Source organism: Streptomyces sp. NPDC050743, assembly GCF_044456925.1.
Taxonomy (GTDB): domain Bacteria; phylum Actinomycetota; class Actinomycetes; order Streptomycetales; family Streptomycetaceae; genus Streptomyces.
Map to the genome: position 1 here is coordinate 1 of NZ_JBITGJ010000054.1, position 11899 is coordinate 11899.

General features: G+C 72.6%; 12 protein-coding genes. 3 read left to right on the forward strand and 9 right to left on the reverse strand.

The features are described 5' to 3' along the window. Positions 1–190: 190 nt before the first annotated feature. Complete coding sequence (locus ACIBJF_RS35125) at positions 191–685, forward strand: hypothetical protein (RefSeq protein ID WP_399179934.1); 495 nt, start codon at positions 191–193, stop codon at positions 683–685. Here ACIBJF_RS35125 and ACIBJF_RS35130 read toward each other — a convergent pair. The 7 genes from ACIBJF_RS35130 to ACIBJF_RS35160 form a co-directional block, all read right to left on the reverse strand. Next, positions 682–1530, reverse strand: a complete 849-nt coding sequence (locus ACIBJF_RS35130) for an SGNH/GDSL hydrolase family protein (protein ID WP_399179936.1) — start codon at positions 1528–1530, stop codon at positions 682–684. The two genes, ACIBJF_RS35125 and ACIBJF_RS35130, sit on opposite strands and share 4 nt — an antisense overlap. 742 nt (positions 1531–2272) lie before the next feature. Further along, positions 2273–3286: a hemolysin family protein gene (locus tag ACIBJF_RS35135; protein ID WP_399179938.1), complete on the reverse strand. Its 1014-nt coding sequence runs from the start codon at positions 3284–3286 to the stop codon at positions 2273–2275. Beyond that, positions 3283–4626, reverse strand: coding sequence for a hemolysin family protein (locus tag ACIBJF_RS35140; RefSeq protein ID WP_399179940.1), 1344 nt, complete (start codon positions 4624–4626; stop codon positions 3283–3285). The genes ACIBJF_RS35135 and ACIBJF_RS35140 overlap by 4 nt, the downstream gene beginning before the upstream one ends. Before the next feature lie 152 nt (positions 4627–4778). Further along, positions 4779–5204: a GNAT family N-acetyltransferase gene (locus ACIBJF_RS35145; RefSeq protein ID WP_399179942.1), complete on the reverse strand. Its 426-nt coding sequence runs from the start codon at positions 5202–5204 to the stop codon at positions 4779–4781. Between the two features lie 45 nt (positions 5205–5249). Continuing rightward, positions 5250–6125 (reverse strand): LLM class F420-dependent oxidoreductase, encoded by an 876-nt coding sequence (locus tag ACIBJF_RS35150; protein WP_399179943.1) that lies wholly within the window; start codon positions 6123–6125, stop codon positions 5250–5252. Positions 6126–6171: 46 nt separating this feature from the next. Continuing rightward, entirely contained in the window at positions 6172–8742 is a 2571-nt protein-coding gene (locus ACIBJF_RS35155; protein ID WP_399179945.1) for an ABC transporter permease, read from the reverse strand. A gap of 4 nt (positions 8743–8746) precedes the next feature. Further along, the gene (locus ACIBJF_RS35160) at positions 8747–9547 is read right to left on the reverse strand and encodes an ABC transporter ATP-binding protein (protein ID WP_399179947.1); all 801 of its coding nucleotides are present in this window, start codon (positions 9545–9547) and stop codon (positions 8747–8749) included. Between the two features lie 116 nt (positions 9548–9663). On the opposite strand from ACIBJF_RS35160, the gene ACIBJF_RS35165 reads away from it, so the two are divergent. Both ACIBJF_RS35165 and ACIBJF_RS35170 read left to right on the forward strand, forming a co-directional pair. Then, positions 9664–9909, forward strand: a complete 246-nt coding sequence (locus tag ACIBJF_RS35165; protein ID WP_351807868.1) for a toxin-antitoxin system HicB family antitoxin — start codon at positions 9664–9666, stop codon at positions 9907–9909. 4 nt (positions 9910–9913) lie between these two features. Beyond that, on the forward strand, positions 9914–10288 hold the full coding sequence (locus tag ACIBJF_RS35170) for a fic family toxin-antitoxin system, toxin component (protein ID WP_351807867.1): 375 nt from the start codon (positions 9914–9916) through the stop codon (positions 10286–10288). Positions 10289–10341: 53 nt separating this feature from the next. Here the strand turns inward: ACIBJF_RS35170 and ACIBJF_RS35175 are convergent, their stop codons facing one another. After that, a complete protein-coding gene (locus ACIBJF_RS35175) occupies positions 10342–11031 on the reverse strand; it encodes a class I SAM-dependent methyltransferase (RefSeq protein ID WP_399179949.1) in 690 nt (229 codons plus the stop codon). 151 nt (positions 11032–11182) lie between these two features. Further along, entirely contained in the window at positions 11183–11899 is a 717-nt protein-coding gene (gene bioD / locus ACIBJF_RS35180; RefSeq protein ID WP_399179951.1) for a dethiobiotin synthase, read from the reverse strand.

Here is an 11899-nt window from a genome sequence, read left to right on the forward strand (position 1 = left end):
TTCCACCTGCACGCTCATGCTTCCCCACCAAAGTGGGCAGAACCCACACTGGACCTCACGGTTCACATGGGATCGCTTAGCTGATTAGAGACGCTTTCCACCTGCAGGGAGTGGGCCGGCTGGCGAGGGCGGAGCGGGCCGCTGCCAAGCAGCGCGCCCAGCAGGACGCCCCGACGAGGGAAGCGTCTGCATGGGCCAGGCCGATGCCCTGCGCGACGACACCGATGCCGACGGGTACCTCTACCTCCTGATTCGCAGTGTTTCCGGCCCCGGAAGCCGGTACGAGGACGCGTACTGGTCGGCGTTCGACGCCCGGTTCGAGACGACGCAGTTCCCCGCGGAGTACCTGTGGGGTCCCGGGAGCCGCAGTGACGCCCTGGCCTGGCTGGATGCAGAGCAACCGAAGGGGGATTTCGTCGACTACGTCGACCGCGTCTTCATGCTCCGCGAGCACGACGGGCAGGTGTACCCGCCGATGCACCCGGAAGTGGCTGCCGGCCTCACCGAGCGTCCGGTGCCGAGGCGTTGGCGGTTGCGGGATGGGCGGGACCTTGCAACTACGACAACGACACCGCGAAGTTCTCCGCGGTCGTCCTCGCGGTCGGCTTCGGTGGCGCGGCGACGCAAGGGAGGCGGTGCCCAGCGCTTAATCGGTGCATGGCAGCCTGGCGGGGTCCCGAGTTAGGGCCCCACCCGTCGCCAGTCCGTCACAGGCCCGGCGTTTGTGTGGTCCGCAGGGGTGACCCAGAAGGCTTTGCCCAGCTCAGCGCTAAAGTGGGCGCCTGTCCGGCCGTCCCCGGATGAGCGGCCGGTCAGGCGCCGGCCTATCCAGGGGAGCAGGTGCTCACGGGTGAACCGCGCGTCCTCCACCCGGCGCGTGACCCAGTTCGGCGGCACCGTGGCCGGCATCGGCACATGCCAATCGGTGTCCTCCGGCTCGTACCCGAGCGTCTGCCACACGGCCTCGGCGACCCTGCGGTGCCCCTCGGCCGTCAGATGCAGCCGGTCCACGTCCCACAGCCGGGGGTCGCCGAGCGCGGGCGCCCCGTACAGGTCGACGACGACCGCGCCGTGCCGGCCGGCCAGCTCCTCAATGCAGACGAACAGCTCCTCCATGCGCGGCCGGAACCGCTCCAGCACCGGGCCTTGGCGGCCGGGACTGCGCATCAGCACCAGCTGCTTGCAGGCGGGGGCCAGCCGCTCCACGGCCTCGGTCAGCAGGCCCTTCACCCGGCCCATGTCGCACTTGGGCCGCAGGGTGTCGTTGAGTCCGCCGACCAGTGTGATGACATCGGCGTTCATGGCCGCCGCCACGTCGACCTGCTCGTCGACGATCTGTCCGATCAGCTTCCCGCGCACGGCCAGGTTGGCGTACCGGAAGCCCGGCGTACGGGCGGCCATCCGCGCGGCGAGCAGGTCGGCCCAGCCCCGGTAGGAGCCGTCGGGCAGCAGGTCCGACATGCCCTCGGTGAAGGAGTCACCGACCGCGACCAGGCTGCTGTAAGGGGGAGGTGTGGGATTCGTCTGCATGGCGTGAGCGATGGTATCCCGGCTCCATACCCGCCGGTCGGTCACCCCGGAAACGCCCGGAACCGGCTCTGGGGGCCGGTTGGTCGCCGGGGAATCACCGGGACGGGCTTCCGGTCTGGTTGGTCGCCGTGGCGTCTCATCGGGGTCGGGTCTCGGGTCTGGCTGGTTGCCGGGGACTCAGCCGGGTCGGGCTCCGGGTCTTGGCTGGTCGCCGGGAAATCACTCGGAATCGGCCCCGGGTCCGGCTGGTCGCCCGGGCATCGCGAGGACAGTTCCCGGGTCTGGCTGGTTGGCCGGGAATCGGCCGGGATCGGTACCCGGGTTTGGCTGGTCGCCCGGGCATCGCGAGGACAGTTCCCGGGTTTGGCTGGTTGCCCGGGAATCGGCCGGGATCGGCCGCCGGGTTTGGCTGGTCGCCCGGGAATCACAGCGACCGGCCCCCCGGGCCTGGCTGGGCGCTCCGGAATCACCAAGGCAACCCCCAGGCCTGGCTGGTCGCCCGGGGAATCACTCCGGGCCGCCCCCGGGTCCGGTTGGTCGCCGGGGAATCGCCAAAACGGGTCCCGGGTCCGGGTGGTCGCCCGGGAGAAGCCCGGGACCAGCCCCGGGTCCCGGCTGGGCGCCCCCGAATCACCAAAACCCGGACCCGGCTCGCAGTCGTTCCCCGGGAACGCCCGGCCTCACCGCGGGCCTGGGCCCGACCGGAGCCCGGCCGGGCAGCCCCGTCGGATCCGCCGGAGGCTCATGCGGGCTGGCCGAACAGCTCCCGCAGCACGTCCTCCATGGTCACCAGGCCGGCCAGCCGGCCGTCGTCGCCGAGGACCGCCGCGAGATGCGTACGGCTGCCGCGCATCGCGGTGAGCACGTCGTCCAGCGGGGTCCGCTCCCGTACGCGCGCGATGGGCCGCATGTCCCGCAGCCGGAACGGCACGTCCCGGGGCGAGGCGTCCAGCGCGTCCTTGACGTGCAGATAGCCCACGATCCGGCGGCCCACGTCGACCACCGGGAACCGCGAGAAGCCCGAGTCGGCCGACAACCGCTCCAGCTGCTCCGGGGTGACGCCCATGTGCGCGTACACCACCCGCCTCAGGGGCACCACGACATCCCGCACCGGCCGGCTGCCCAGCTCCAGGGCGTCGTGCAGCCGTTCCTGCGCCCGGTCGTCGATCAGACCCGCCTGGCTGGCGTCCTTGACGATCTCGGCGAGTTCGGCGTCCGTGAAGGTGGCCGCGACCTCGTCCTTCGCCTCGACCCTGAGCAGTTTCAGCAGACCGTTCGCGAAGGTGTTGATCGTGAAGATCACCGGGCGCAGAGTCCGGGACAGCGCGACCAGGGGCGGGCCGAGCAGCAACACGCTGCGCACCGGCTCCGCCAGCGCGATGTTCTTGGGGACCATCTCGCCCAGCAGCATGTGCAGATAGGTCGCCAGGGTCAGCGCGATCACGAAGGACACGGCGTGACCCGCGCTCATGGGCACACCCAGGGCGTGGAACGCCGGCTCCAGCAGATGCGCGATCGCCGGCTCGGCCACGACACCCAGGACCAGCGTGCACAGCGTGATGCCGAGCTGGGCGGCGGCCAGCAGCGCGGAGACGTGCTGCAGGCCCCACAGCACGCTCTTCGCGCGCCGGTCGCCCTCCTGGGCCAGCGGCTCGACCTGTGAGCGGCGTACGGAGATCAGCGCGAACTCGGCGCCGACGAAGAAGGCGTTGACGACGAGGGTCGCCAGACCGATCAGCAGTTGTACGGCGGTCATCGCGCCCCCTTCGGGGTCTCGTGGGCCTGCTCGTCGTCCAGAGGTGCGTGCAGCAGCACCCGAGCCGCCCGGCGGCCCGTGGCGTCCACGACGTCCAGCCGCCAGCCCGCGACCTCGACCGTGTCCCCGGTCACCGGTATCCGGCCCAGCAGGGTCGCGACCAGGCCCGCCAGGGTCTCGTACGGCCCCTCGGGCATCCGCAGTCCCACGCGCGCGAGCTGGTCGGTGCGGGCGTAGCCGTCGGCCGAGTACAGGGCCCGGCCCTGCTCGTCCGTCCCGGCGGGAGCGAGGTCGGGCGTCTCGTGCGGGTCGTGCTCGTCCCGCACCTCGCCGACGACCTCCTCGACGATGTCCTCCAGGGTCGCCACCCCGGCCGTACCGCCGTACTCGTCGATGACGACGGCCATGGTGCGCTTGCCGCCGAGCTGGTCCAGCAGCCGGTCGACGGTCAGGGACTCGGGGACCAGCAGCGGCTCGCGCATCACCTGGGAGACGCGGCGGTGGCGGCGCTGCTCGGCCGGCACGGCCAGGACGTCCTTGATGTGGGCGATGCCGACGACCGAGTCCAGGCTGCCCTGGTAGACCGGGAACCGGGACAGACCGGTGGCCCGGGTCGCGTTCGCCACGTCCTCGCAGGTCGCCTGGGCTTCGAGGGCGATGACCTGGACGCGCGGGGTCATCACGTTCTCCGCCGTCAGGTCGGCCAGGTTCAGCGTCCGCACGAACAGTTCGGCGGTGTCCGCCTCCAGTGCGCCCTCCTTGGCGGAGTGCCGGGCGAGCGCCGCCAGCTCCTGCGGCCCGCGCGCCGAGGCCAGCTCCTCGGCGGGCTCGATGCCGAACCGGCGCACGACACGGTTGGCCATGTTGTTCAGGTGCGTGATGAAGGGCCGGAAGACCGCGCTGAACCAGCGCAGCGGATTGCCGACCCGCTTGGCCATCGCCAGCGGCGCGGAGATCGCCCAGTTCTTCGGCACCAGCTCGCCGACGACCATCAGGAACACCGTCGACAGGGCCGTACCGAGCACCAGGGCGGCCGAGCTCGCAGTCGGGCCGGACAGTCCCATCGCCCGGAACGGGCCGGCGAGCAGCTTGGCGATCGACGGTTCGGCGAGCATACCGACGACCAGGTTGGTCACGGTGATGCCGAGCTGGGCGCCGGAGAGCTGGAAGGTCAGGTTCCGTACGGCCTTCAGGGCTCCCGGGGCGCCGCGCTCGCCGCGTGCGGCGGCCCGCTCCAGCTCGCCGCGCTCCACCGTGGTCAGCGAGAACTCCGCCGCCACGAAGGCGCCGCAGGCCAGGCACAGCAGGATGGCCACCAGAAGGAGCAGCACTTCGGTCATCGGGTCACCCCCATCCCATGATCGGACGGGGCGCGACGGGACGCGCGGCGGCGCGGACTGGGAGGCTCGCCCATCGGCGGACGCTCACAACCTTTCATAGAGGGCCGAGTGCTCCCTCTATGGTAAAGGATGGGCAAAGAGGGCTCGGTTTCTCAGTCGGTGAGCGGCTTCACCCAGCGCCGCCAGTGCTCCTGCGGGCGGTAACCGGCCGCGCCCCAGGCGTGGTGCGCGGTCTCGTTGCGGACCAGCACCATCGCGTCCACGCGCCGCCCGCCCAGCCGTACGAACCGCTCCTCGGCGGCGGCCAGCAGCGCCGAGGCGATGCCCTGCCGGCGCCGCTCCGGATGCACCGCGAGCCGGTACAGATGGCAGCGCCAGCCGTCGAAGCCGGCGATCACCGTGCCCACCGGTCCGCCATCTTGCTCGGCGAGAATCAGCGCCTCGGGGTCGCGGGCGACCAGCCGCTCCACTCCGTCCCGGTCGTCGCTGATGCTGGTGCCCTCGGCGGCCGTCTTCCAGAAGGCGAGCACGGCGTCGAGGTCGTCATGAAGAGCGGGGCGTATCCGCAGGTCGGTCATGTGAGGATCGCATCACGGGAGCCGGGGCCGGGGCGGGGATTTCCATCATGCGGACTCCTCGCGCAGCCGCTCCATCACCGGCGCGAAGGCCTCCATGTACGGCTCCAGCACGGTCAGATAGGAGAAACCGAACCGCTCGCGCTGCGCCCGCACCCGCGCCACGAGCTCCTCCAGCGGACCGGCCAGCACGATGGGCAGGGCCAGTGCGGCGTCCAGGGTCAGCTGGGGCTGCCGTTCCAGCAGTGGCTTCAGCACGGGCTCCGGATCGTCGGTGACCGCCACGAGCTGGATGAGCAGGTTCAGCTCCGCCGGTTCCGCCCGGCCCGCCGCCAGTCCCCGGTAGCGTGCCACCCGCTCGTCCAGCTCCTCGGCGGTGAGCGGCTCCAGCGATCCCGGGGCGGAGCCCGGCCGGGCTCCGGTGAAGGCCGCGATGTCCGCGTGCTCGGCGGTCAGCCGCAGCATCCGGTCGCCGTTGGCGCCGATCAGCAGCGGCACCCGGGACCGGGGGAGTTCGCCGGAGCCGAGCAGCCGGCCGAGTTCCGCCACCGTGTGCCGGAGGTGGTCCACGCGCTCGCCCGGCGAGCCGTACGGCAGGCCCGCGCTCTCGTGCTCGGCCGGCACGTACCCGGTGCCCAGTCCGAGTTCGAGGCGCCCGCCGGTGAGCGCGTCCGTGGTCGCCACCTCACGGGCCAGCAGGGCCGGGTTGTAGAACCCCGCGTTGAGCACGAACGTGCCGAGCCGGGGCCTGCGGGTCGCCTCGGCCGCCGCGACCAGTGCCGGGAACGGAGCGGGCATCCCGAGGTGGTCGGGGACGAGGATGACGTCGTAGCCCAGTTCCTCGGCGCGCCGGCACTTCGCGCGCCATTCCTGCGCGGGCGCGGGCGTGAGCAGATTGACCCCGAAGCGGAACGGACGTGACATCAACTCTCCCCGTGAACAAGCGGCTTGGACCACCGCTGCGATTCCATCACTCGTGCGCGATCGCCGCCAGCACGTTCAGCCGCGACGCCCGCAGCGCAGGCAGCAGGGCCGCCACCACGCCCACCACCGCCGAGCCGATCACCACGGCGACGATCGTGCTCCAGGGGAACGCCAGCGCCGTCAGCCCGCGCAGGGCCAGCACCTGCTGCATGCACACGCCCCACACGAGCCCCAGGGCCAGCCCGAGGACCGCGCCGAACACCGCGATCACCACCGACTCCAGACGGATCATCCGGCGCAACTGGCGGCGCCCGAGCCCGATCGCGCGCAGCAGCCCGATCTCCCGGGTGCGCTCCACCACCGACAGGGCGAGCGTGTTGACCACCCCGAGCACGGCGATCACGATCGCCAGTGCGAGCAGCGCGTACACCAGGTAGAGCAGGACGGCGATCTGGTCGTGGACGAGCTGCTTGTAGTCGGTCTGGTTGCGCACCTGGACCTGCGGGAACGGCCTGAGCGACCGCTCCAGGCGGGGCCGCAGGTCCTGCGGTTTCGTGCCGGTGGCCGCGTTGACGTACAGCGCGGAGTCCTGGGCGGCCGGCGCGTGCTTCTCGAGCGTGCCGAGGCCGAGGAAGAGGCCGCCCTGCGCGCCGAAGCCCTCGGCCGCCTCCTGCTTGGTGAGCGCGGCGACCGTCAGCTCGGTGTGCCCCCCGCCCGGGAAGTCGACCGGGAGGACGCTGCCGACACGCACGCCGTGGTCCCTGGCGTAGTCGGCGTCCATGGCGAGGTGCCCGTCCGCCAGGGCGGCCCGTGAACCGCCCTGCGCGTAGGTGATGTGCACGACGTCGTCGAGCCGGGGGCCGTACGCGGCGGCGGCCGTCGTGACCCGGTCGCCGTTCGGCAGCCGTACGGCGACCTGGGTGAGCCGCTGCTGCACGACGAGCCCGACGCCGCGGGTGCGGCCCACGGTGTCCCGCACCTGTCTGGTGAACGGGGTGAAGTTGGTGTTCTGGACGATGAAGTCGGCGCCGAGCGTCTTGTCGATCTGCCGGTCGAACGACGCGGACATCGAGGCGCTCGCCACCGACATCCCGCCGACCAGGGCCAGGCCCACCATGAGCGCGGCGGCGGTGGCGCCGGTACGGCGCGGGTTGCGCAGGGCGTTGCGCTGGCTCATCAGGCCGACCGGGCCGAACAGCGCGGGGAAGGCCGCGCCCAGCACCCGGATCACCGGCCGCACCAGCAGCGGACCGGCGACGACGGTCGCGATCAGGGTCAGGGCCACGCCGAGACCGAGCAGCGAGGCCGCCTGGGCGGTCTTCGCGGCCGCCGCGCACCCGGCCAGCGCCGCCGCGCCGACCGCCCCGATCACCGCACCGACGATCGCCCGCGTCCGCAACGGCTTGCCCACACCGGCGACTTCGGCGTCCACCAGCGCCGCCATCGGCGAGACGGCCGCCGCGCGCCGGGCGGGCAGATAGGCGGCCACGAACGTGACGCCGAGACCGACGACGTACGCCGCGACGGGCGTGCCCCAGCCGATGACCATCTCCGTGGCCTTCAGGTTCATCCCGAAGGCGCCCATCAGCCGGATCAGCCCCAGCGCCAGCCCGATCCCGGCCGCGAGGCCGAGCGTGGAACCGACCAGCCCGAGCAGCAGCGCCTCGGCGAGCACCGAGCGCCGCACCTGCCGCCGGTCCGCGCCGAGGGCCCGCAGCAGGCCCAGCTCGCGGGTGCGCTGGGCGATCAGCATGGAGAAGGTGTTGACGATGAGGAACACGCCGACGAGGAGGGCGACACCGGCGAAGCCCAGCATCACGTACTTGATCACGTCCAGGAACGTGCCGAGGCTGGCGGCCGCCGACTTGGCCTGCTCGTTCGCGGTCTTCAGGTCGTAGGTGCCGGTGCCGATCGCCCGGCCGACGCGCTGTTTGAGCTCCGCGTCGGACACTCCCTTGGCCGCGTCCACCGCGATGCTGGTCGCCTGGGCGGCGGAACCGAGCAGTTCGCGGCCCGCCACCGCCGGGTCCAGGAAGACCAGGGCCGCGCCGGGGTTGGTGGTGGTGAACGTGGCGATGCCGACGACCCGCACCCGGAACGTGCCCGGCTGCGCCTGCACGGTCAGCGTGTCACCGATCCGTACGTGCTTCTTGCCGGCCGTGTCGGCGTCCAGCAGCGCCTCGCCGGCGCCGTGCGGGGCATGGCCGGAGGTGAGCTTCACCGGGCTGCGGTGGGTGACGTACCAGGCCATCGCGATGGTCGGGGCGCCGGTGGTCGGGCCGACGGACCTGTTGTGGCCGTCGACCACGACGGCGTTCTGCACCGACACCTCGGCGCGGGCCGCCGCGACGCCGTCGACCCTCGCCACACGGTCCCGCAGCGCGGCCGGCAGCGTCTGCACCGAGCCGCTCACCCGGGCCGACCTCAGGTCCAGCTGTTTCGGCTGGACCGTCACATCGGCGGCGGTGGAGGCGAACAGCCGGTCGAAGGTGCGCGTGACGGTGTCGGAGAAGATCAGGCTGCCCGCGACGAACGCCACGGACAGGATCACGGCCAGCGCGGACAGCGCGAGCCGCCCCTTGTGCGCGAGGAAACTCCTCAGGGTCGCCTTGAGCACCCGGTCAGTCCTCTCGGACGGTGTCGTCGTCGCCGAGCCGGCCGCGGACCACGTCGAACCGCTTCATCCGTTCCAGTACGGCGTCCGCCGTCGGCCGTTCCATGCCGTCCACGATGCGCCCGTCGGCCAGGAAGAGCACCAGGTCGGAATGGGCGGCGGCGCCGGGGTCGTGGGTGACCATGACGACCGTCTGCCCGAGATCGTCCACCGCGCCGCGCAGAATGCCCAGCACCTCCAGGCCGGCCCGCGAGTCGAGGTTGCCGGTCGGCTCGTCGGCGAAGATCAGCTCCGGCCGGGAGGCCAGCGCCCGCGCACACGCGACCCGCTGCTGCTGCCCGCCGGAGAGCTGGGCGGGCCGGTGCGTGAGGCGGTCGCGCAGGCCGAGCGTGTCGAGGACCTGGTCCAGCCACAGCGGGTCGGGCTTCCGGCCCGCGATGTCCATGGGCAGGGTGATGTTCTCGGCGGCGGTCAGCGTCGGGATGAGGTTGAACGACTGGAACATGAACCCGATCCGGTCCCGCCTGAGCCGGGTCAGGTCCCGTTCCCGCAGGCCGGTGATCTCGGTGTCGCCCAGCCATACCTGGCCCGCCGACACGGTGTCGAGCCCCGCCAGACAGTGCATCAGCGTGGACTTCCCGGACCCCGAGGGCCCCATCACGGCGGTGAAACGGCCGCGCGCGATGTCCACGTCCACCGAGTCCAAGGCGATGACGGCCGTCTCGCCGGAGCCGTACGCCTTGGTCAGTCCGCGGGCGCGGGCCGCGACGGCGCCGCCCGGCACGTGCTGCGCAGCAGGTGTGGACAAGACCGCCTCCCGGTCGCCGAACCGCCCGTACCGGGCGAGCGTAGGCGACAAGCCGCCTGGGCGCACCGGTGCCGCGCGCCCTTGCTTTGCTAGCACCTCGGCGCTAGCTTCGAAGCATGGCGAAGACCCAGCTGAACGTGCGCGTGGACGAGGGCACCGCCCGCGCGGCCCGCGAACGCGCCCTGGCCCGCGGTATCAGCGTCAACCGCTATATCGAAGAGCTGGTCAGACAGGACACCGGTGAGGCCGGCCGTACGTTCGTCGAGGCCGCCGCCGACTTCATGAAGCAGTACGAGTCCGTGTTCGCCGAGGAGTTCACCGAGACCCGCGGCACCGGCACCGGCGTCGAGGGCGGCCGCTGATCCCTTGAACGAGCTCAGCATCGACCTCGCCTGGCTCCTCATGCTCGCCGAACAGAGAACCCCGGGGGACCCCCAGGTCACCGACTGGGGCGCGCTCATCGCCGCCGTCGCCCGGCACCGCGCCGAGATATTCGGCGTGCCCGTCTACGACGACCCGCACACCCGCGCCGCCTCCCTGCTCCAGCTGCTCATCCACCTGCCGGCGCTGGAGCGCTCCAACGCGCTGTTCGCCTCGGCGGTCGCCTATGCCTATCTGGTCACCAGCGGTGTGAAGGTGGTCACCTCACCCGAGCAGGTGCGGGACCTCGCCCGGCTGGTGAAGGAGGGCGCGGCCGGCGTCGACGACATCGCGCGCGAGCTGCGCCGCTGGAGTCTGTGAGGCCGGTCGTCGCGCCGGGACCCGTCACCGGAGCCGCCGCGCCGGGGCCGTGATCAGCGCGCGTCCGGTTCGTCCGGCCGCCAGGCGACCCCGAGCGCGCAGTACGAGGACGGCAGTGCCGGACCCTTCTCCGGCATCATCACCTCACGCTGCGGGCCGAGCGTGAACCCGGCCTCGCGCAGTGCGGCCACCGGCTGCCGGGCCAGATGGCAGCCGCCGGTCAGGGTGGGCCACAGGGTTCGGTCCAGCGTGCGCTGGGTCAGCCGCATCGCCGGGCCGCCGCCCTGGCCGTGCTCGAAGAACCGCACCTGCCCGCCCGGTTTGAGCACCCGCCGGACCTCGCCCAGCGCCCGTTGCACGTCCCGCACGCTGCACAGCACCAGGCAGAGCACGACCGCGTCGAAGGCCTCGCTCTTGACCGGCAGCGCCTCCGCCGCGCCGGGCACCACGTCGACCGGGACCTGCGACCGCAGGGCCGACTCCAGCGCCAACTGCCTGAGCAGCGGCTCCGGTTCGATCGCGACGACCTCCGCGACGGTGCCCGGATAGTGCGCGAAGTTCAGCCCGTTGCCCGCGCCGATCTCGATCACCCGCCCGGACAGCCCGGCGAGCAGCCGCTCCCGTATCCCGGCCATGCCCATCCGGGTCTCGGCGCTCACGCTGAAGCGGGCGTAGTAGCGGGCGAACAACGGGTGGTGGACGGGACTCGGCGGCACCTTGCCGGGGCCGGACAGCAGCCGCATGGGAACCTCCCGGAACAGGACGGACTAGGAGAGTCTCCCCCGCACGAGGCCGTCACACCCTCGAAGCCGGGGTCGCCCGCGTACGAGACGTCCACAGCGCGGCGCCGAGCAGGACCGGGTCGGGGGGCCGGACCCCGTGGTGTTCACCGGTCTACCGTGCCATCCGTACCCGGAACGCCTCCGCGTCCCAGGTGCCGTCCAGGCGGGGTGCCAGCCATTCCGGGGCCGCCTTGCGGAAGTCGGCCGGTGGCAGGGCTCCCGCCCCGCAGGGGATCGCGCCGAGCAGCGGGGCTCCCGCGACCACCGGCAGGTCCGTCACGTTGCAGCGGGTGGCGAGGTCGGGGGAGTCGGGCCAGCTGCCGATCACCACGCCAGCCAACTCCAGCCCCCGACGCCGTAGTTCGAGCGCCGTCAGCTCGGTGGTGTTGAGGGTGCCCAGGCCTGCCTGGGCGACGACCAGCACCGGTGCGCCGAGCAGCCCGGCCGCGTCGGCCAGGGTGCCGCCGGCCGCGTCGAACCGGACGAGCAGCCCGCCCGCCCCCTCGACCAGCACCAGATCGTGTTCGACGGCCAGCTTGGCCGCCCGGTCGGCCACCTCGTGCGGGTGGACCGGAGCCATGCCCGCCCGCCGGGCCGCCGTGCCCGGCGCCAACGGCTCGGGGTAGCGGGCCAGTTCGGTGGCCGTGACCGGGCCCGCCAGCCGCGCGACCTCGTCGGCGTCCCCGCGCTCGTCCGGCCGTACGCCGGTCTGCGCGGCCTTCAGCACGGCCACCGAGCGCCCGGCCGCGAGCGCCGCGGCGGCGACGGCGGCGGTGGTGACGGTCTTGCCGACCTCCGTGCCCGTGCCCGTGATCACCAGTACCGGCAT

Coding starts and splice junctions, on each gene's coding strand:
- ACIBJF_RS35125 (WP_399179934.1), top strand. CDS start 191: ATGGGCCAGGCCGATGCCCTGCGCGACGACACCGATGCCGACGGGTAC.
- ACIBJF_RS35130 (WP_399179936.1), bottom strand. CDS start 1,530: ATGCAGACGAATCCCACACCTCCCCCTTACAGCAGCCTGGTCGCGGTC.
- ACIBJF_RS35135 (WP_399179938.1), bottom strand. CDS start 3,286: ATGACCGCCGTACAACTGCTGATCGGTCTGGCGACCCTCGTCGTCAAC.
- ACIBJF_RS35140 (WP_399179940.1), bottom strand. CDS start 4,626: ATGACCGAAGTGCTGCTCCTTCTGGTGGCCATCCTGCTGTGCCTGGCC.
- ACIBJF_RS35145 (WP_399179942.1), bottom strand. CDS start 5,204: ATGACCGACCTGCGGATACGCCCCGCTCTTCATGACGACCTCGACGCC.
- ACIBJF_RS35150 (WP_399179943.1), bottom strand. CDS start 6,125: ATGTCACGTCCGTTCCGCTTCGGGGTCAATCTGCTCACGCCCGCGCCC.
- ACIBJF_RS35165 (WP_351807868.1), top strand. CDS start 9,664: ATGGCGAAGACCCAGCTGAACGTGCGCGTGGACGAGGGCACCGCCCGC.
- ACIBJF_RS35175 (WP_399179949.1), bottom strand. CDS start 11,031: ATGCGGCTGCTGTCCGGCCCCGGCAAGGTGCCGCCGAGTCCCGTCCAC.
- bioD (WP_399179951.1), bottom strand. CDS start 11,899: ATGCCGGTACTGGTGATCACGGGCACGGGCACGGAGGTCGGCAAGACC.